Raw genomic sequence first — 18492 nt, 5'->3', positions numbered from 1 at the left:
TGTCGCGAGACGACACGCGTGGTCACGCGCCGACACGCGACGTCACACGGAGGCGGTCGCGCAGCGTCTCCGCGCGGACCCCCTGGCCGGTCTCCTCCGGGGTCCGGAGAAGACCGCGACGACGGAGCTCGGGGGCTGCGAGGCGGGTGAAGGCCTCGAACTGCCCGGGCTGGAACGCCGAGAGGACGTTGAAGCCGTCGGCGGCGCCCTCGTCGCGCCAGTGCGCGAAGTGGTCGGCGATCGTGCCGGCGTCGCCGACGACGAAGGCCGCAGGGACGGCGTGCGCGGCGACGAGATGCCGCCAGGTCGGCGCGTCCGGCGTCCCGACCCGGAGTCCGGCGATCCCCGCGAGCCGTTCGACGAGCGCGGCGCCCCGCTCCCCCAGGCGTGCGGCCTCGGCGACCGTCACCGGAGTGTCGAAGGCTGCGGCCCGCAGCGGGTCGTCGGCGGCCACCTCCAGCGCGTCGGCCAGAGCCTCCACCGTGCGGTTCGCCGGGAACCCGACGCGTTCCCGCTGCCCGCCCTCCGCGAGCGGGACGAGCTCCAGCAGCCGCCGGACGATCCGGTGGGCGGCGGCGTCGGACTCCGCGACGACGGGGAGCACCGGGGCGATGACCTTCAGCTCCTTCGGGGGGCGGCCCGCCTCCGCCGCGATCTCCCGCAGCAGCCGCCGCGTGGCCACGGCGTCGGCGAGGGTGGGGGCGGGGATGAGGGCGAGGTCGGCGGCGGTCGCCGCGAGCGCCCGCGACCGCGGCGAGGTCCCCGCGTGCACGATCGGGATGCGCCCCTGCGGCGGGCGGGCCACGTTGAGCGGGCCGGCGACCCGCACGTGTGCACCCTGGACGTCCGCGGCGCGCAGCCCCCGGGGGTCGATGAGCACGCCGCGCTCGGCATCCGCGATCCAGGCGTCCTCGTCCCAGGAGTCCCAGAGCCGGCGCAGGGCGACGACGAACTCCTCCGCCCGGTCGTAGCGCGTCTCGGTGTCGGCGTGGGCCTCACGACCGTGGTTCCCTGCGGCGCGCGGCTCGGCGCCGGTGACGAGGTTGATCCCCGCCCGGCCGTCGGTGAGGACGTCGAGGGAGGCCAGGGCCCGCGCCGTGGCGTACGGGTCGGCATAGGTGGTGTTGACCGTCGCGATGAGTCCGATCCGGGAGGTCACCCCGGCGAGGAACAGCACCGCGCTCAGCGGGTCGATGCGGGCCAGCAGGTAGGGATCACGGAACTCCAGGTCGGGCCCGGTCGCCAGCCAGTCGCCGAAGAAGAGGTAGTCCAGGCCCGCGTCCTCCCCCTCCCGCGCGATGCGGCGGAGGATGTCGGCGTCTCCCGCGGGGTCGCGGTGGGCTCCGGGGTACCGCCACCCGGAGGGGTAGGCGCCGAGGGTGCGCACCATGGCGCCGATCACGAGGGGTTCCGTCATGCCGACACGGTAGGACCGCTGCCGCCACCCGGGCCACGGGGAGGAAGCCGGAGGTCACCGGATGTCACAGACGGTCACATGCGCCACCCTCTACGCTGAGAGGATGACTGGACTTCGTTGGGGAATCCTCGCGACCGGCGGCATCGCCGGCGCCTTCGCATCCGATCTGCGCACGGCCGGCCTCGACCTCGTCGCGGTGGGCTCGCGCTCGCAGGAGTCGGCCGACGCCTTCGCCGAACGCTTCGACATCGCGCACGCGCATCCGTCGTACGAGGCGCTGGTCTCCGATCCCGACGTCGACATCATCTACGTCTCCACGCCGCACCCGATGCACCACGAGAACGCCCGGCTCGCCCTGGAGCACGGCAAGCATGTGCTCGTGGAGAAGGCGTTCACCCTCAACCATGCCCAGGCCGAAGACCTCCAGCGGCTCGCCGCCGAGCGCGGGCTGCTCGTGATGGAGGCGATGTGGACGCGCTACCTGCCGCACATGGTCCGCATCCGCGAGCTCCTCGCCGACGGCGCCCTGGGTGAGATCCGCGCCGTGAGCGCCGACCACACGCAGCAGCTGCCCACCGACCCCGCCCACCGTCTGAATGCGCTCGAGCTCGGCGGCGGCGCGCTGCTCGACCTCGGCATCTACCCGATCTCCTTCATCTGGGACATCCTCGGGGCACCGACCACCATCCGCGCCGTGGGGCGTCTGGTCGAGACCGGAGCCGATTCCGAGGTCGCCACCGTCATGATCCACGAGAGCGGGGCGGTCTCCACGAGCCTCTCCTCCTCGCGCGGTGCCGGCCCCAACGCCGCGAGCATCGTCGGCACCGAGGCCCGCATCGACATCGATCGGGTCTGGTACACCCCCACCTCCTTCCGTGTCGTGCGGCCGGACGGCACCGTGCAGGAGGAGTACGTCTCGGAGGTCGAGGGCCGCGGCATGCAGTACCAGGCGCTCGCGGCCGAGCGTCTGGTCCGCGACGGTCTCCTCGAGGGCGACATCCTCCCCATCGCGGAGAGCGTCGCCATCATGGGCGCCCTCGACGAGATCCGCGCGCAGATCGGCGTCCGGTACCCCGGTGAGGAGGACGACCGTGGCTGAGACGACCGACGCCCGCGTGGCGGTGTACCTGGACTTCGACAACATCGTCATCTCCTGGTACGACCGCGTCCACGGCCGCAACTCCTACGGCAAGGATCGCCAGCGCATCACGGAGCACCCGAACGACCCCGAGGTCGCTGAGCGGCTGAACCGGGCGATGATCGAGGTCGGCGCCATCATCGACTACGCGGCGTCCTTCGGCACGCTCGTGCTGACGAGGGCGTATGCGGACTGGTCGTCGCCGGTCAACGCCGAGTACCGCTCGCAGCTCGTGGCGCGCGCGGTGGACCTCGTGCAGCTCTTCCCGGCCGCGGCGTACGCGAAGAACGGCGCGGACATCCGGCTGGCGGTCGACGCGGTCGAGGACATGTTCCGCCTGCCGGACCTGACCCACGTCGTCATCGTGGCGGGCGACAGCGACTACGTGCCGCTCGCCCAGCGCTGCAAGCGCCTCGGCCGGTACGTGATCGGCGTGGGCGTCGCCGGGTCCACGGCGAAGTCCCTCGCTGCGGCCTGCGACGAGTTCGAGTCCTACGACTCGCTCCCCGGCGTGGCGCGTCCGACGAAGGCGGCACAGCCCGCCGTCGCCCCCGCGGTCGAGGTTCCGGCGGAGCCGTCCACCCCGGCCACCGCGGACACGGGTACCGCGAAGCCCAAGACGGCATCGAAGTCGCGCGCGAAGGCCAAGAGCAAGACCACCGCCGAGGAGCCCAAGGTCGAGGAGAAGATCGACGACCAGGGCGAGGCCACACGGCTCCTGGAGCGCGCGCTGCGTCTCGGCCACGACAAGGCGGACGCCGACGAATGGCTGCACAGCTCCGCGGTCAAGACGCACATGCGCCGCATGGACCCGTCCTTCAGCGAGAAGGCCCTCGGCTACCGGTCGTTCTCCGACTTCCTCAAGTCGCGCGACGACATCGCCGAGCTCGAGGAGACTGGGCACGAGCGCCTGGTCCGCCTGCGGGAGCCCTGAGCACGGCGATAGGACGCCGGTCCCGTCACTGGTGGCGGAACGCGGCGTCGAAGGCGGCCGCGGGCGGCGGCCACAGCAGGGAGCGCACGAATCCGAGCGCCTCGGGCGCGCCGTGCAGGCGGTCCATGCCGGCGTCCTCCCACTCGATCGAGATCGGGCCGTCATAGCCGATCGCGTCGAGCGCACGGAAGGCGTCCTCCCACGGCACGTCGCCGTGGCCGGTGGAGACGAAGTCCCAGCCGCGCCGGGGGTCGCCCCACGGCAGGTGCGAGCCGAGCACCCCGGCACGGCCGTTCCGCGGCCGCAGACGGGTGTCCTTACAGTCGACGTGGTAGATCCGGTCGGCGAAGTCGACGATGAAGCCGACGGGGTCGATGTTCTGCCACATCATGTGCGAAGGGTCCCAGTTGAAGCCGAACGCATCGCGGTGGTCGATCGCGTCGAGGGCACGGTCGCTCGACCAGTAGTCATAGGCGATCTCCCCGGGGTGGACCTCGTGGGCGAAGCGCACCCCCTCCCCGTCGAACACGTCGAGGATCGGATTCCACCGGTCAGCGAAGTCCTGGAAGCCCTGGGCGATCACCGCCTCCGGCACCGGCGGGAACATCGCGACATAGGGCCAGATCGACGACCCGGCGAAGCCGACGACGGTGTCGACGCCGAGCTTCCTGGCCACCCGGGCCGCCCGCTTCATGTCCTGCGCCGCCCGCTGCCGGACACCCTCGGCCTCGCCGTCGCCCCAGACGTACGCGCGCAGGATGCCCTCGTGGCGGAAGTCGATGGGGTCGTCGCACACCGCCTGCCCGGCCAGGTGGTTGGAGATCGCGAACACGTGCAGGCCGTGCCGGTCGAGGATCTCGCGCCGGGAGGCGACGTAGGCGTCGTCCTCGTCCGCCCGACGGAGGTCGAGGTGGTCGCCGGACGCGGCGATCTCCAGCCCGTCGTAGCCCCACTCCGCGGCGAGGCGGGCCACCTCCTCGAACGGGAGGTCGGCCCACTGGCCGGTGAACAGGGTGACCGGGTGACTGCTCATGGATACTCCTTCGTATCGCGGGGCTTCGTGTCGCGGGCGGGGGTTCAGGCACCGAGGGCGCGCAGGTGGGCGATGCTGCGGGCGGCGAGGTCGTCCTGGCTCGCGGCCAGCGGTCTCCACACGGAGGCGGCGACGGCGATCGTCGCGTTCTCCCCCGTGAAGCTCTCCAGTCCCAGGGCGCCGCGGTAGCCGGCGTCGTCGAGCGCGCGAAGCATCTCCGGCCAGTCGGTGTGGTCGTCGCCCACGGCACCGCGGTCGCTGCCGCACACCTGCACGTGCGCGATGGCGGCGCCGGCCGCGCGGACCGCGTCGGCCGGCCTCTTCTCCTCGATGTTGAGGTGGTAGGTGTCGAGGGCCAGCCCCACTCCGGCGCCGAGCAGCGGCGCCAGCGCGTCCAGACTCTGCGCCACGGTGTTCAGCACGCTGGTCTCGTAGCGGTTGAGCGGCTCGACGGCCAGCGTCACGCCGATCGCCGCGGCCTCCCTGGCGAGCGGAGCGAGGTTCTCCCGGAGCTCGCCGACGACCTCCGCCCGTTCCGCCTCGTCCATGCGCCAGGTGACGCCGGTCGGCGCGTAGAAGGGTCCGGCGACGATCGATGCCCCGAGCACGGCCGCGGCGTCCAGGCACGCACGGAGGTAGTCCTGCGTCGCGGCGACGTCTCCGGCGCGCGCGAGCAGCGAGCGACCAGGACCCATCGCGCCGACCACGACCGCGCCCATGCCGAGGCCGTCCAGCACGGTGCGGGCCCGGAGCGGATCCCAGTCGCCGACGCTCTCCAGCGGCAGCTCCAGGGCGTCGTAGCCCATCCGCGCCGCCGTGCGGGCGAGCGGCTCCAGGGTGTCGTCCGTCAGCGGAGACGTCCAGACCCAGGTGTTGACGGCGATCGTGCGGGGCATCGTTGTCCTTGTGATCGTACGGGTGCTCCCACCCTCCCACTCGGCGCGGGCCGAGCGGAAGGGCGGGAGCACACGGGGTTACGGGATCTGACGCTCCTGCCAGACCGTCGGGTAGCCGGGGAGGTCCTCGCCGCCGAACTTGGCGTAGTGGCCGTCGGGCATCCCCTCGTTCGCCGCGAGGTAGTCGTCCAGCTCGGCCTCGGTGATCGGCTTCTGCGGGAGCACCCACTCCTTCGGCACCTCTTCACCCGCGAAGATCATCTGCGCCGCGAGCAGCGGGGTGCGCCACTGGAAGTTCGAGTACACCGGAGCGAGGCCGGTGAGACCCGTGTCCTTCCACTTGCGCAGGAAGCTCATCTCGTCCTCGCCGGTCATCACCGGGTAGTCGGCTCCGGCGTCCTCGAAGGCCTCGATGGCGGCGACGGCACCGTCACCCGCGTCCATCCAGATGCCCTGCACGTCACCCTTGGCGAGCTCGTCGCTGATGATGCTCTTGATCTCGGCGGGGTCGGCACCGGTGAAGTGGTCGACGGCCTCGATCCCGGCCTCCTCGAACAGCTTCTCGGCTCCGGCCCAGCGGTGCTCCAGCACGTCGACGCCGGGGAGGATCCGGAGAGCCACGACCTTGTCGCCCTCTTCCAGGTTGTCGATGAGGAACTCCGCGGTGTCGATGCCCCAGGCGAAGCCGCCGATCGGGTGGATGAACGTGACAGGGCAGTCGGTGTTCACGCCGCGGTCGAACACGACCACCGGCTTGCCCGTCTCGCACGCCCGCTCGACCGCGGGGGTCATCGCCGCCGTGCTGTTCGGCGAGATGAGGAAGACGTCGCAGTTCCCCTCGGAGATGAAGTAGTCGATGTCGGCGATCTGGGTGTCGTCGGAGTCCTGCGCGTCGCGGGTCTCCATCTCGCTGATCGCGCCCGACTCCTGCAGCACCTTCAGCTGCTCGTTCATCGTGATCCAGCCCGTCTGCCGCCACGGGTTCGAGATCGAGGCGTTCGCGAAGCAGGCCTTCTTGGCGCCGGTGCTGGCGAACTCCGACGTGTCGACCATCTCGGCGTTGATGTGCTGCAGGTAGGGCTGGTCGGCGGGGCCCTGGGGGTCGACGCCGCGCTCCTCGTCCTGCTTGTCGAAGAGCTCCTGGTCGAACCACTCGGTGGTCTCGGCCGACTCCTCGGGGTTCTCCGACTCCGCCGGCGCCACGGACGGGTCGGTCGTGCACCCGGCGAGCGCGATGAGGCCGAAGAGGGCCACCCCTGCGGTGGCGATCTTCATCGATCGTCGCATTGCTAATCTCCTCTGGTTGTAGGGCTTGATGCGGTGGTGCGGTTCTCGGCGTTCTCGGTCCCCGCGGTCGGGACGTCCGTCGGCTGGGGACCGCGCCGGCGGCGGGCTCGGAAGGCGACCCCCGCATAGGCGACGGCCGCGATGATGATGACGCCCTGCACGGCGTCGCGGAGCGTGGAGGGCACGCCCGCGATGTTGAGGAGCAGGAACAGCGCTTCCAGCGCGAAGGCTCCGGCCACGGCGCCGATGATCCACCCTCGTCCTCCGCCGAGCACGACGCCGCCGAGCACCACCGCGGTGATCGCGGTGAACTCGTAGCCGCGGCCGACGGACGGGTGCACCCCCGCGTACCCGACGAGCAGGACGGCGGAGAGGGTGGCCGAGAGGGAGGACAGCACGAACGCGCGGGTCGTGACCCAGGCCCGGCGGGCACCGGCGTAGTCCACCGCGCGGGCGTTGTCGCCGATCGCGATGAGGGTCTTGCCCAGCGGGCGCTTGGTGATGACGATGCCGAGGGCGAGCCAGGCGGCGAGCAGGAGGACGGCCCAGGGCAGGAATTCCAGCACGGGGAGGTCGCGTATCCCGCCGCGACCGATCTCCCGGAAGCTGTCGGCCGGGTTCCCCGTGGCCGCGCCGCCCGTCCACCACATCACGCCGCCGAGCAGGGCGAGCATCATGCCCAGCGTCACGATGAACGACGGCACCTTGAGCAGCGTCGTGAGGACGCCGTTCACGAGCCCGACGACCACGCCGAACACGATCATGAGCAGCAGGACAGGGAGGGTGCGGGCGTCGTCCTGGCCGACGAGGTTGCCGGCGATGATGACCTGCGCCGTGATGAGCGATCCCTGGGAGAGGTCGAACTCCCCCGCGATGATCACGAAGTACTGCCCGATCGCGACGATCGCGATGGGGGCGACGCGCTGCAGATACCGCATGAACTGCCCGGGCTCGGCGAAGCTCGGGTTGAGCACGGCGACCGCGACGAGCAGGATCACGAGCAGCAGGAAGACCGCCCCGCGGGGGCTAACGAGCGTGCGCAGCGCGTTCATGAGCGTCCTCCTTCCCGCACGGAGGCGGTATCCCCGGCGCTGTCGACGGCGGCGACCTCGGTGGTCGGATCCGCGAGCTCGGCGGCCGCGACCGCCATGTCGGCTTCGGCCGCCTTCGCGGCGTCGTCTCCCCCGGTGCGCGTGCCGCCGGCGCCGAAGCGGGGACGACGCCGCACGATGGCCCGCCGACTGTAGACGGCGACCGCGGCGACGATGACGATGCCGCGCACCACGTCCTTGAGGAAGGGATTCACCTGCAGCACGCTCATGACGTTGTCGACGACGGCGAGGATGGCGACGCCGCCGATGGTGCCCCAGATCGAGCCGCGTCCGCCGAGGAGCAGGGTGCCGCCGAGCACGACCGCGGCGATGGAGAGCAGCGCGTAGCCACCCTGCTGACCGACCGTCGGGCTGCCGACGCCGAGACGGCTGGCGAGCAGGAGTCCGGCGAGGCCCGCGAACACGGAGCACAGCACGTGCGCCCAGATCAGCGGGAGGCGGGTGCGCACACCGCTGAGCCGCGCGATCTCGGGGTCGCCGCCGACGGCGTAGAGATGGGCGCCGGTACGGGTGCGGTTCAGCAGCACCCAGACCAGCACGGCGAGCGCGATCGTGATGAGCGTGGACACCGGGATCGGTCCGACGCCGGTCGCGCCGATGAGCTGGAACGCCCACGGGACCTCGCCCGCCGAGCCTTCGAAGTTCGTGTTGAGGATGCCCTGGAGGATCAGCCCGACGCCGAGCGTCGCGATGAAGCCGTTGACCTTGAGCACGGTCACGATGAGCCCGTTCACGAGCCCGATCCCCGCGCACACGAGGAGCGTCGCGATCACGGCGAGCGGGATGTTCCCCGCGTTCCCGGCCATCATCGTCGCCGCGAGCAGGCTCGACAGGCTGATGACATAGGTGACCGACAGGTCGAGCGAGGCCCCGAGCACCACGAGCGTCTGCCCGATGGCCACGAGGCCGAGCACGCTCATCCCGGTCAGGATGTCGCGGATGTTCCCCGGGCTGAGGAAGTTGCGACCGACCGTGGCGACGAGGATCGCGCCGACGACGAGCGCGAGCAGCAGGATGCCGAGCACGATGACGGTCGAGTCGATGCGGAGACGGGCTCCGGTGCGGCGGCTCATCGCGCACCCCCGTTCGTCGAAGGACCGCGGTCGGCGCCGGTGGCCGCCGCGAGGATCTCGTGCTCGGCCGCACCGGCCGGCAGCTCGGCGACGAGTTCGCCGTCGTGCATGACGAGGATGCGGTCGCTCATGCCGATGACCTCCGGCAGCTCGCTCGAGACCATGAGCACGGCCTTCCCCTGTGCCGCCAGCTCGCGCATGAGCTGGTAGACGGCGTACTTGGCGCCCACGTCGATCCCCCGCGTCGGCTCGTCGAAGAGCACGATCTGCGGCTGGGTGAGCAGCCACTTCGCCAGCACCACCTTCTGCTGGTTGCCGCCGGACAGGAAGCGCACCTCCTGGTCGAGGCCGCGCGACGACACCTCCAGCGTGCGGAGCACCCCCGGCACCTCCCGGCGCGACGCCGCGGTGCGTCCCGCGAACACGTTCCGCACCACGAGCAGGGCGTTGTCGAGGATCGACTGCCCGAGCGCGAGCCCCTGCGCCTTGCGGTCCTCGGAGACGAGGGCGAGCCCGGCGCGCACGGCCGCGCGTGGTCCGCCGATCCGCACCGGCTTCCCGTCGATCCGCACGGCGCCGCGGGTGAAGGCCTGGATGCCGAACACGCCCTCCACCAGCTCGGTGCGCCCCGACCCCTGGAGCCCGGCCACCCCGACGATCTCCCCCGCACGGAGCGTCAGCGACACCGCGTCCACGTAGGCGTTCCCGCAGCCGTCGAGCTCGAGTCGGGGCGCGCCGACCGCCGTGCCGGTCACCGGGTCGGGGAAGTACGACTGGATCGACCGCCCCACCATCCGGCGCACGAGCTCGTCGGTGGTCAGCGCCGCGGTCTCGTCCGTGGAAACGAGGGCGCCGTCCTTGAGGATCGTGATCCGGTCGCAGAGGTCGAAGATCTCCTTCAGCCGGTGCGAGACGTAGATGACGGCGACCCCTCGGGACGTGAGCCGGCGGATGATCGCGTACAGCAGCTCCACCTCGCGGTCGCTGAGGGCGGCGGTCGGCTCGTCCATCGAGATCACCTGCGCGTCGAACGACAGCGCCTTCACGATCTCGACGATCTGCTGCTCGGCCACCGTCAGCGAGCCCACCCGGGACTGCGGATCGATGAAGGAGACGCCGAGATCGCTCAGCAGCTCCCCGGTACGCACGTTCATGGCCCGGACGTCGATGAGCCCCGCGCGCCGCGGCTCCCGGCCGAGATAGACGTTCTGCGCGACCGTGCGCTCCGGGAGCAGGGTGAACTCCTGGAACACCGTGACGATGCCGGCGTCCATCGCCTGCCGCGGGTGCACGTGGCGCACTTCCGCGCCGCGGTACGTGATCGTCCCCTCGTCGGCCGGCTGCACGCCCGCGATGATCTTCATGAGGGTGGACTTGCCCGCGCCGTTCTCGCCGACGAGGCCGTGCACCTCCCCGGGCCGCACGTCGAAGTCGATGCCCTTCAGCACCTCCACGCCGAAGAACGCCTTGCGGATCCCGGCCACCCGCAGCACCGGCTGCGTCGTCGTCGCGGTCATGCCGGCACCTCCGTCCAGCGGCCCGCGTGGGCAGCGGAATCGAGCACGGCCTCGGTCAGCACGGCCGCGCGGTGGCCGTCGGCGAACGTCGGCAGTCCATCGGGGACGTCGCCCGCGATCGCGGCGTAGACGTCGGCGACGAAACCGTTGAAGGCATCCTGATACCCCATGGCATGCCCGGCCGGGACACGCTGCAGCCGGGCGGACTCCGGGTCGGCCGTGGCGGGGTCGCGCAGCAGCAGCCGCGACTCCTCGCGCATGCCGACCCAGAGCTCCTCCGGCCGTTCCTGCTCGAACCGCAGACTCTGCCGCGTCCCGTGCAGCTCCAGGGTGAGGGCGTTCTTGCGGCCCGCCGCCATCTGCGAGATGAGCAGCGTGCCGAGCGCCCCCGCCGAGGTCTCGACGAGCACGGCGACGATGTCCTCCGTGTCGACGGCCTGTCCGGCCCGCTCGGCGAAGACCCGGCGGGTCCGGGCGCTCAGGGCGCGGATCCGGTCACCCGTGACGAACTCGAGGAGGTCGCACAGATGCGAGCCGATGTCGGCGAACGCGCGGGAGGCCCCGCCGGACGAGGAGCGCACCCGCCAGTCGTCGTCGGTGGGCCGCAGCATCCAGTCCTGCAGGTACGAGCAGTCCAGCGTGAGCAGCTCCCCGGCCTCGCCGCGGGCGATGCGCGCCCTGGCCTCCCGCACCATGGGGTGGTAGCGGTACACGAAGGGGACGGCCGCGACCAGCCCGCTCTCGGCGGCTTCCGCGGCGAGCGCGGCGGCGTCGGCGGCGGTCGTGGCGAGGGGCTTCTCGCACACGACATGCTTGCCCGCCCGCAGCGCGCGCAGGGCGAGGTCGGCATGCGTGGCGTTCGGGGTGCAGATGTGGACGACGTCGATGTCATCGGCGTCGAGCAGCGCCTCCGCGTCGTGCTCGGCGCGCGCGGCGCCGAGCAGCTGCGCGGCATCCCTCGCGCCTTGGGCGGACCGGGTGGCGACGGCGCGCAGCGCGCCGCCCGCGTCTCGGGCGGCCGTGCGGTGCACACGGGCCATGAAGCCCCCGCCGAGGATCCCGGTTCGGATCGTCCCGAGGCCGGTGTCAGTGACATCCGTTGTCATGGCGGCGAGTCTGACACAGCGGTGAGGACTTTTGCTAGCCCTTCGTCAAAAGTTGTTTGTAACGAATCTGAAGTCGCACAGCCGACTGCGAGAAGTGCTGTGCTTTACTGACGCCATGGTTGACGTGCTGAGGCCGCTCGCGACGCCCTCCCCCGGGACCGGCGAGATCTTCCAGATCCTCCGCGACGGACACGCGCGCACCAAGGCGGAGCTCGCCGCCCTCACCGGCCTCGCCCGCTCCACCGTCGCCTCCCGGGTCGACGCGCTGCTGGCTGCCGACCTGCTCCGCCCCGCCGGTGAAGCGGTGTCGACCGGCGGCCGCCCTCCCGCCCGCGTGGCGTTCAACCCGCGCGCCGGACTCGTCCTCGCCGTCGACCTCGGAGCCACGCACGCGACCGTCGCCGTGGCCGACCTCGCCGGCGTGATCCTCGACGCGCGCACCCGCGCGATCGACATCGGCGACGGACCGGAGGCCCTCCTCGACGCGATCCTCGCGGAGGGGACGGCCGTGCTCGCCGCGACCGCCGAGGGCCTTCCCCTCGTGGGCGTCGGCATCGGCGTCCCCGGCCCCGTCGAGCACTCCACGGGGCGCCCGACCAACCCGCCGATCATGCCGGGCTGGGACCGCTTCGACGTCCCCGGCTACGTGCAGCGCACGTTCGACGTCCCGGTCCTCGTCGACAACGATGTGAACATCCTCGCGCTCGGCGAGCAGGCCACGAGCTGGCCGCGGGTGGACGACCTCGTGTTCGTGAAGGTCTCGACCGGCATCGGCGCCGGCATCATCGCCGGTGGTCAGCTCCAGCGCGGTGCCCAGGGGTCGGCGGGCGACATGGGCCACGTCCAGGTGCCGATGAGCGCCGGCTTGGGGCGGGAGCCGGGCGACGAACGGGATCTCGAGGCCCTCGCGAGCGGTTCGGCCCTCGCCGTCGCGCTGCGCGCCGAAGGCCACGACGTGCACAGCGCCTCCGACGTCGTCGACCTCGTCCGCGCCGGCAATGCGGCGGCCATCGAGGCCACCCGCCAGGCGGGTCGCGATGTCGGCGAGGTGCTCGCGACGGTCGTGAACCTGCTCAACCCGTCGATCATCGTGCTCGGGGGCAGCATCGCCCGCGCGGGAGAGCACCTGCTCGCCGGCGTCCGCGAGGTCGTCTACCGCCGCTCGATCCCGCTCGCCACCCAGCACCTCGCGATCGTGCAGTCGCAGGCGGGCGACCGCGCCGCGGTGCTGGGGGCGGCGATCATGGTCGCCCGCGAGGTACTCTCCCCCGCGAACGTGGACCGCTACGTCGCCGCGAAGGGATCGAAGTCGGCGGGCAGCGCGCCCACCTGATCCAGCGTGCTCGCGACCTCCACGAACGTGCGCCGCGCTGCGGCCTCCTCGATCGAGAGAAGCGTGTCGAGCACGTGGTACCCGAAGTCGCCGGTGGCGACGTGCGGTCGGTCCTCCGCGATCGCGCGCACCATGTCGAGCAGCCCGAGCCCGCGCCCCGCGAGCACCCCCTCCGGCGCGACATCGACGACCTCCTGCACCACCGGCTCCGGTGGCACGAAGTGCCGGGACAGCGGCCGGGTGATCGTGATCGGCCCGCCGAACGTGTTCGGGTCGGGGATGACGAGAGTGCCCTCGGTTCCCGTGATCTCCACGATGCCCTGCCGCACCAGCGGCGAGTCCGTGCTGTAGAGGCTCTGCGCCTGACCTCCGCCTTCGAAGTCCATCAGGACGCTGAGCGTGGACGGGATCTCGACCGGGAACTCCTCCCCGGCACGGTCGCCGACCTGCACGCGGCGGGTCGGCGACCCCTGCAGCCCGAGGGCGGCCACGGCGGCCACCGGCCCGAAGACGTGGACCAGGGTCGAGACGTAGTACGGCCCCATGTCGAGGAGCGGCCCCGCCCCCTTCGCATAGAGGAACGCGGGGTTCGGGTGGAAGATCTCCGGTCCCTGCCACTGGAAGGTCGTATGACCGAACAGCGGACGGCCGATGTCGCCGCGGGCGATCGCGCGCTTCGCGGTCTGCACGCCGGGGCCGAGGACGGTGTCGGGCGCGACGCCGACACGGAGCCCGGCCGCTGCGGCCGTCTCCAGCAGGCGTCGCGCCTCCTCGCGGTCCACGCCGAGCGGCTTCTCGGTCCACACGTGCTTCCCGGCGGCGACGATGGCCTCCGAGACGGCGACGTGCGCGGCGGGGATCGTGAGGTTCACGACGATGTCGATGTCGGGATCGTCGAGCACGACCTCCACACCCCCGGCCCGCGGCACCCCGTACGCCGCGGCCTGCGCGCGCGCCCGCTCCTCGACGAGGTCGCCGATCGCCCGCACCTCCACATCCGGGAAGCGCGTGAGGTTCTGCAGGTACTGGTCGCTGATGTTCCCGGCGCCGATGAGGCCGACGCCGACGACGCCACCCCCGCGCACCATCAGCGCGCCGCCTCGGCGTCGAGGAAGACCCGGCTGCGCTCGATGGCGTCGAACAGGTCACCGTCGTAGTGGTCGAACTCCACGATGGCGAGCTCGAGCGCGGGCGCGGCGGCGATGGCCTCCCGGAGGGGCACGGCCCCGTCGCCCGCGGGCACCTGATCGGCCGGCGGGTACGCGTCCCGCAGCGCGGGGTCGAGGGTGCCGTCCTTCGCGTGCACCGCGATCACGCGCTCGCCGAGACGCTCCACGAGCGCCACCGGGTCGACGCCGCCGCGGGCGACCCAGTACAGGTCGACCTCCAGCACGACGCGCTCGTCGAGGTGCTCCGCGAGGATCTCCAGCCCGGTCACCCCGTCGAACACCGCCTCCAGCTCATGCGCGTGATTGTGGTAGCCGACTCGGACACCGGCCTCCGCGCCGATCTCCGCCGCCTCGTTGAGCAGCCGGGCGGTCTCGACGATCTGGTCGACCGATTCCCAGCGCGCCGGCTCGGTGTAGGGATCGATCACCGTGTCCATGCCGAGCGTCTTCGCGGCCGCGAAGACCTCCGCGGGCGGTGGGACGGGAGCCGTGGTGCCGGAGCCGTCCGGGCGCACGAAGGTCGGGGTCGCGAGGAACGCATGCCCGGACGGGGCGGTCAGTCCCGCGGCCGACACGGCGGCGGCCATGTCGTCCGCCCGGCGCACGAAGTCGTAGGGCTCGACCGCGGTGAACCCGCGCGCCGCCACCGCGGCGAGCGTGCCCTCGAGGTCGGCCTCCAGCTGCTCGCGGATCGTGAACAGCTGCAGAGAGGTCTGGATCGTCATCGGTCGTGCTCCTCGGTCGTCGGTGACAGGCGGGCGTTGGGCGCCCTGCACGCACGCTAGCACCGAATACCTCCAGGTGGAAGTTTCTTGTCGATAGACTCGGGACATGCCCGCCGCCCCCTCCGACGACTCCGGACGGCCGCGTCCCCGTGGGACGTACGCCAAGGGCATCGCCCGCCGCCAGGAGATCCTGGACCGCGCGATCGAGGTGTTCGCGGCCCGCGGCGCCGACCGCACGAGTCTGCGGGCGATCGCGAAGGAGGTGGGGGTGACGCATGCCGCCCTCACCCACTACTTCGGGTCGCTGGAGGAACTGCTCGTCGCGGTCTACGTCGAGAGCAACGCCCCGGGACGCAAGACCGAGCCGGAACCCGCGAACCCCGTCGAGGGGATGATCCGGTCGGCCAGGGCCAACCGCGAGGTCCCCGGTCTGGTGCAGCTGTACTCCACGCTCGTCGCCAGCGCGCTGGAGGAGGGCCATCCCGCCGCCCGCGCCTTCGCGACCGAGCGCTTCGCCCGCCTGCGGGCCGACATCGCCGAGACGGTCCGCGAGCAGCAGACGGACGGGCGCATCCGGGCCGACGTCGATCCCCTCGCGGTCGCCGCACTCGTCGTCGCAGCCTCGGACGGCCTGCAGACGCAGTGGCTGCTGGACGACACGGCTCCGCAGCACGAGGCCCTCGCCCTCCTCGACCGTCTGCTCCGCCCGGCGGACGGCGCGGGCCGGGGCGGGGTCCCCGAGGGCTAGGCTCGAACCGTGACGCCCGTGCCGCAGTCCCCGTACGCGAGGGCCCTCGGCGAGCGCCTCGCCGAGCTTCACCCCCGACTCCGGACTTACTTCCAGGCGGTCCCGGACGGGATGGTCGGCGTCGGCGAAGGCACGTTCCAGCGCGTCGGCACGCCGCGCCGCGCGCTCTGGCCGCTCCTCCGCCGCCTCGAGCGGCGCGGGGTGATCGCCGCCCGCTGGGAGCGCGACGTGCCCTTCCGCATCGAAAACCGGACCATCGCCTCCCGCGCGATCGCCGAGCGCACCTTCCGGTTCACGAGCGGGCCGTGGGTCATGCGCGACGCCGTCGCCCCGACGCGGCACGGCCGCATCGTCGACGAGATCGGCGAGCCCGGCCTCATCATGGCCTGCTTCGATGCGGAACCCCGCGCGGGTGCCCTGCACCTGACCAGTCGCGCGGTGGGCATCCGCCTCGGGCGCTTCCGGCTCCGCATCCCGCGGATCGTGGCTCCCGTGGTCCGGCTCGTCGAGCGCTGGGACAACGAGACCGGTCGCCAGCGGGTGCGCCTGACGGTCGACGCCCCGCTCCTCGGCCGCCTCTACGAGTACCGGGGCGACTTCGACTACGCCCTCGAACCCGATCGGAAGGACGACAGCGCATGAGCACGGACCGGGCGGTCATCGGCGGGGCGACAGGATTCATGGGGCGATTGCTCACGGCGCGTCTCCGGGAAGCGGGCCGCGAGGTCGTCACGATCTCCCGCTCCGGGAGCGACCTGACCTGGAGCGATCAGAGCGGCATCGACGCCGCTGTCGACGGGGCCTCGCTCGTGATCGGCCTCGCAGGCACGAGCGTGAACTGCCGCTACACGCCACGCAACCGTGCCGAGATCTTCCGCTCCCGCCTGGACACGACCGCGGCCCTGAGCCGCGCCATCTCCCGCGCGGCCACCCCGCCGCCGCTGTGGATCAACTCCTCGACCGCAACGATCTACCGGCACGCCGAGGACCGGCCGATGACGGAGTCCTCCGGCGAGATCGGCACCGGCTTCTCGGTCGAGGTCGCCAAGGCGTGGGAGCGCGCCCTCTTCGCCGACGCGCTCCCCGGCACCCGCCGTGTGGCCCTCCGCACCGCCATCGTCCTCGGCGACGGCGGTGTGCTGGAACCGCTCCGCACCCTCGCACGGCTGGGTCTCGGCGGCCCCCAGTACGACGGGTTCTGGCCGGTCGGTCCCGCCCGCCGCGCCGCCGGCACCGCGCACCTTCCCGGCGCCCGTCGCGGTCGGCAGCGCTTCAGCTGGATCCACATCGAGGATGTGGCGCGCATCATCGAGTTTCTCGAAGAGACCCCCGCTCTGGACGGGCCGGTCAACGCCGCCTCGCCGCACCCCGTCGACAACGCCGCCTTCATGGCCACCGTGCGCCGCGTGCTGGGGGCGAAGGTCGGCCCGCCGATGCCGCGCTGGATGCTCGAGCTCGGCGCCATCGGCATCCGCACCGAGACCGAGCTCGTGCTCAAGAGCCGCTGGGTCCTCCCCGAGAAGCTCACCGCCGCCGGCTTCACCTTCCGCTACCCGGACCTCGAGGAGGCCGTCCGTGCCTCGTTCGCCGTCACGGACGCGAATCCCCGGACGCACGCGGCCTGACCGGGCGGGCGCAGAGGGGTCACCGCCAGACCGCTGACTCCGGATCGATGCCGTGACGCCGGGCCTCGGCCTCGATGCTGCGGCGGAACCACTCCGCCAGCCCCGGGCGGATGCCGTCATAGTGCGCCGCGTAGCCGGGGGCGGAGACGAACAGCCGACCGAGCACGACCTGCATCTCCCTGCTCAACGGGAAGTAGGCCGAGAACACCGCACGGTTTCGCTCGACGAGCGCATCGGCGTCCGCCGTCCCGGGAGCCGCACCGGCATCCATGGCCGTCGCGAGGGCGGACTCGAACTCCCGCATCGCGTCCGCGACCGCCTGCCATTCCCCCACATCGCGCGCCGCGGATCGCTCCGCGTACTGCTGCCACTGCACCGTGTCGCCCCAGCGGCGGCGCGCGTCGAGAGGCCAGGACGGGTCCCAGTCGGGCCCGAACACCGCGCGCTGCTCGCCCGCGCTCAGCATCAGGCCGCGCTCGTGGGCGGTCACCATCCGCTCCAGTTCAGCCTGCAGGTCGGTCAGGCGTGCGATCCGGGTCGCGAGCTGCTCCTGCTGCGCGCGCAGCGCGGTGAGGATGTCGGTGGCCGGATCGTCCAGCAGCCGGCGGATCGCCTCGAGGCCGAGACCGAGTTCGCGATAGACGACGATGCGCCGCAGGCGCTCCTGATCGACGTCCGTGTACACCCGGTATTCGGCCGCCGAACGCGCGGACGGACGGGCCAGGCCGATGTCGTCCCAGTGATGCAGCGTCCGCACCGTCACCCCGGCGAGCGCCGCGGCCCGACCGACGGTCAGGTGCGCGGCGCCGCTGTCATCCGACATCCGCTCCTCCTCCGATCTCCGCCGTGTCCGCGGGCGGACGGATGCCCATCTCCGCGAGGGTGGCCGCCTCGACGCTCCCCGGCTCGTAGGGCTTCGCCGCCGTGAAGACGACGCGCACGTTCTCGGGGGTCACGATCTCCACATCCCGGGTGTTCCAGGGCGTGTCGATCGGATCCCCGACCGTGCCGGGACCCCACGCCCGACAGGCCTCCACGAGCGGCTCGATCTGGCCGAGCACGCACGCGAAGCTGACCCGCAGGCCGGGTGCTGTCTCCTGTGCGGTCTCGCCCGGCACGAGCAGCACATCCTGGAAGGCCCATCGCCGGAGGTGGACGATCCGCCCCGGCACCCCGAAGAGCTCGAAGAAGCCCAGGCCCCGCGTCCAGAACTCGACCGAGGCGGCGAGGTCCGTCGTGGGGATGGTGACGAAGGCGGGCATCCCGTAGATGCCCCGGAACAGCTCCGGTGCGACCGCGTCGGGGCCCGGCGCCGGCACCGGGCTCATCTCGAAGGCGTTGTAGTGATCAGTCATGACTCCACGATCGGGCCTCACGCG

18 protein-coding genes are annotated in these 18492 nt (G+C 72.1%); 6 read left to right on the top strand and 12 right to left on the bottom strand.

The window, feature by feature from the left end; all coding sequences use genetic code 11:
• Positions 1-22: 22 nt before the first annotated feature.
• Positions 23-1417: an NtaA/DmoA family FMN-dependent monooxygenase gene (locus CJ226_RS09610; RefSeq protein WP_062636424.1), complete on the bottom strand. Its 1395-nt coding sequence runs from the start codon at positions 1415-1417 to the stop codon at positions 23-25.
• Positions 1418-1520: 103 nt separating this feature from the next.
• Between CJ226_RS09610 and CJ226_RS09605 the strand changes: the two genes are divergently transcribed.
• Positions 1521-2516 carry a Gfo/Idh/MocA family protein gene (locus tag CJ226_RS09605; protein ID WP_102209029.1) on the top strand — a complete coding sequence of 332 codons (996 nt, stop codon included), beginning with the start codon at positions 1521-1523 and terminating at the stop codon, positions 2514-2516.
• A complete protein-coding gene (locus CJ226_RS09600) occupies positions 2509-3489 on the top strand; it encodes an NYN domain-containing protein (RefSeq protein WP_062636423.1) in 981 nt (326 codons plus the stop codon). Before CJ226_RS09605 ends, CJ226_RS09600 begins: the two co-directional genes overlap by 8 nt.
• A 25-nt stretch (positions 3490-3514) precedes the next feature.
• On the opposite strand, the gene CJ226_RS09595 is transcribed toward CJ226_RS09600, so the two are convergent.
• The 7 genes from CJ226_RS09595 to CJ226_RS09565 all read right to left on the bottom strand — a co-directional run bounded on the left by CJ226_RS09595 (position 3515) and on the right by CJ226_RS09565 (position 11513).
• On the bottom strand, positions 3515-4522 hold the full coding sequence (locus CJ226_RS09595; RefSeq protein WP_102209028.1) for a sugar phosphate isomerase/epimerase: 1008 nt from the start codon (positions 4520-4522) through the stop codon (positions 3515-3517).
• A 44-nt stretch (positions 4523-4566) separates the two neighbouring features.
• Complete coding sequence (locus CJ226_RS09590) at positions 4567-5418, bottom strand: sugar phosphate isomerase/epimerase (RefSeq protein ID WP_085606150.1); 852 nt, start codon at positions 5416-5418, stop codon at positions 4567-4569.
• 78 nt (positions 5419-5496) lie between these two features.
• Positions 5497-6693, bottom strand: coding sequence for a substrate-binding domain-containing protein (locus tag CJ226_RS09585; RefSeq protein WP_371259839.1), 1197 nt, complete (start codon positions 6691-6693; stop codon positions 5497-5499).
• Between the two features lie 14 nt (positions 6694-6707).
• Entirely contained in the window at positions 6708-7757 is a 1050-nt protein-coding gene (locus CJ226_RS09580; protein ID WP_257996609.1) for an ABC transporter permease, read from the bottom strand.
• Positions 7754-8890 (bottom strand): ABC transporter permease, encoded by a 1137-nt coding sequence (locus tag CJ226_RS09575; RefSeq protein ID WP_102209027.1) that lies wholly within the window; start codon positions 8888-8890, stop codon positions 7754-7756. The genes CJ226_RS09580 and CJ226_RS09575 overlap by 4 nt, the downstream gene beginning before the upstream one ends.
• Positions 8887-10407 (bottom strand): sugar ABC transporter ATP-binding protein, encoded by a 1521-nt coding sequence (locus CJ226_RS09570; protein ID WP_102209026.1) that lies wholly within the window; start codon positions 10405-10407, stop codon positions 8887-8889. Before CJ226_RS09570 ends, CJ226_RS09575 begins: the two co-directional genes overlap by 4 nt.
• Positions 10404-11513 carry a Gfo/Idh/MocA family protein gene (locus CJ226_RS09565; protein ID WP_102209025.1) on the bottom strand — a complete coding sequence of 370 codons (1110 nt, stop codon included), beginning with the start codon at positions 11511-11513 and terminating at the stop codon, positions 10404-10406. Before CJ226_RS09565 ends, CJ226_RS09570 begins: the two co-directional genes overlap by 4 nt.
• A gap of 115 nt (positions 11514-11628) precedes the next feature.
• Between CJ226_RS09565 and CJ226_RS09560 the strand changes: the two genes are divergently transcribed.
• The gene (locus tag CJ226_RS09560) at positions 11629-12846 is read left to right on the top strand and encodes an ROK family protein (protein WP_257996608.1); all 1218 of its coding nucleotides are present in this window, start codon (positions 11629-11631) and stop codon (positions 12844-12846) included.
• Here CJ226_RS09560 and CJ226_RS09555 read toward each other — a convergent pair.
• Positions 12798-13934, bottom strand: coding sequence for a Gfo/Idh/MocA family protein (locus tag CJ226_RS09555; RefSeq protein ID WP_102209024.1), 1137 nt, complete (start codon positions 13932-13934; stop codon positions 12798-12800). The two genes, CJ226_RS09560 and CJ226_RS09555, sit on opposite strands and share 49 nt — an antisense overlap.
• On the bottom strand, positions 13934-14740 hold the full coding sequence (locus tag CJ226_RS09550; RefSeq protein WP_102209023.1) for a sugar phosphate isomerase/epimerase: 807 nt from the start codon (positions 14738-14740) through the stop codon (positions 13934-13936). The genes CJ226_RS09555 and CJ226_RS09550 overlap by 1 nt, the downstream gene beginning before the upstream one ends.
• A gap of 106 nt (positions 14741-14846) precedes the next feature.
• Between CJ226_RS09550 and CJ226_RS09545 the strand changes: the two genes are divergently transcribed.
• From CJ226_RS09545 to CJ226_RS09535, 3 genes are read left to right on the top strand one after another with little or no spacing between them, the layout of a single operon-like run.
• Complete coding sequence (locus CJ226_RS09545; RefSeq protein ID WP_062636405.1) at positions 14847-15488, top strand: TetR/AcrR family transcriptional regulator; 642 nt, start codon at positions 14847-14849, stop codon at positions 15486-15488.
• Positions 15489-15497: 9 nt separating this feature from the next.
• Entirely contained in the window at positions 15498-16130 is a 633-nt protein-coding gene (locus CJ226_RS09540) for a DUF4166 domain-containing protein (RefSeq protein ID WP_102209022.1), read from the top strand.
• Positions 16127-17113 (top strand): epimerase, encoded by a 987-nt coding sequence (locus tag CJ226_RS09535; RefSeq protein WP_102209021.1) that lies wholly within the window; start codon positions 16127-16129, stop codon positions 17111-17113. The genes CJ226_RS09540 and CJ226_RS09535 overlap by 4 nt, the downstream gene beginning before the upstream one ends.
• Before the next feature lie 19 nt (positions 17114-17132).
• On the opposite strand, the gene CJ226_RS09530 is transcribed toward CJ226_RS09535, so the two are convergent.
• Positions 17133-17936: a MerR family transcriptional regulator gene (locus CJ226_RS09530; RefSeq protein ID WP_102209020.1), complete on the bottom strand. Its 804-nt coding sequence runs from the start codon at positions 17934-17936 to the stop codon at positions 17133-17135.
• Positions 17926-18468 (bottom strand): VOC family protein, encoded by a 543-nt coding sequence (locus tag CJ226_RS09525; RefSeq protein WP_102209019.1) that lies wholly within the window; start codon positions 18466-18468, stop codon positions 17926-17928. The genes CJ226_RS09530 and CJ226_RS09525 overlap by 11 nt, the downstream gene beginning before the upstream one ends.
• Positions 18469-18492: the final 24 nt, after the last annotated feature.

It is taken from the genome of Microbacterium sp. UMB0228, from assembly GCF_002871415.1.
Taxonomy (GTDB): Bacteria; Actinomycetota; Actinomycetes; order Actinomycetales; family Microbacteriaceae; genus Microbacterium.
This window is presented reverse-complemented; position numbering and strand designations above follow the sequence as displayed.

What these genes read in the sequence shown, in the direction of transcription:
- CJ226_RS09610 (WP_062636424.1), bottom strand. Translation starts at nt 1,417, where the DNA reads ATGACGGAACCCCTCGTGATCGGCGCCATGGTGCGCACCCTCGGCGCC.
- CJ226_RS09605 (WP_102209029.1), top strand. Translation starts at nt 1,521, where the DNA reads ATGACTGGACTTCGTTGGGGAATCCTCGCGACCGGCGGCATCGCCGGC.
- CJ226_RS09595 (WP_102209028.1), bottom strand. Translation starts at nt 4,522, where the DNA reads ATGAGCAGTCACCCGGTCACCCTGTTCACCGGCCAGTGGGCCGACCTC.
- CJ226_RS09590 (WP_085606150.1), bottom strand. Translation starts at nt 5,418, where the DNA reads ATGCCCCGCACGATCGCCGTCAACACCTGGGTCTGGACGTCTCCGCTG.
- CJ226_RS09585 (WP_371259839.1), bottom strand. Translation starts at nt 6,693, where the DNA reads ATGAAGATCGCCACCGCAGGGGTGGCCCTCTTCGGCCTCATCGCGCTC.
- CJ226_RS09580 (WP_257996609.1), bottom strand. Translation starts at nt 7,757, where the DNA reads ATGAACGCGCTGCGCACGCTCGTTAGCCCCCGCGGGGCGGTCTTCCTG.
- CJ226_RS09575 (WP_102209027.1), bottom strand. Translation starts at nt 8,890, where the DNA reads ATGAGCCGCCGCACCGGAGCCCGTCTCCGCATCGACTCGACCGTCATC.
- CJ226_RS09570 (WP_102209026.1), bottom strand. Translation starts at nt 10,407, where the DNA reads ATGACCGCGACGACGACGCAGCCGGTGCTGCGGGTGGCCGGGATCCGC.
- CJ226_RS09565 (WP_102209025.1), bottom strand. Translation starts at nt 11,513, where the DNA reads ATGACAACGGATGTCACTGACACCGGCCTCGGGACGATCCGAACCGGG.
- CJ226_RS09560 (WP_257996608.1), top strand. Translation starts at nt 11,629, where the DNA reads ATGGTTGACGTGCTGAGGCCGCTCGCGACGCCCTCCCCCGGGACCGGC.
- CJ226_RS09555 (WP_102209024.1), bottom strand. Translation starts at nt 13,934, where the DNA reads ATGGTGCGCGGGGGTGGCGTCGTCGGCGTCGGCCTCATCGGCGCCGGG.
- CJ226_RS09550 (WP_102209023.1), bottom strand. Translation starts at nt 14,740, where the DNA reads ATGACGATCCAGACCTCTCTGCAGCTGTTCACGATCCGCGAGCAGCTG.
- CJ226_RS09545 (WP_062636405.1), top strand. Translation starts at nt 14,847, where the DNA reads ATGCCCGCCGCCCCCTCCGACGACTCCGGACGGCCGCGTCCCCGTGGG.
- CJ226_RS09535 (WP_102209021.1), top strand. Translation starts at nt 16,127, where the DNA reads ATGAGCACGGACCGGGCGGTCATCGGCGGGGCGACAGGATTCATGGGG.
- CJ226_RS09530 (WP_102209020.1), bottom strand. Translation starts at nt 17,936, where the DNA reads ATGTCGGATGACAGCGGCGCCGCGCACCTGACCGTCGGTCGGGCCGCG.
- CJ226_RS09525 (WP_102209019.1), bottom strand. Translation starts at nt 18,468, where the DNA reads ATGACTGATCACTACAACGCCTTCGAGATGAGCCCGGTGCCGGCGCCG.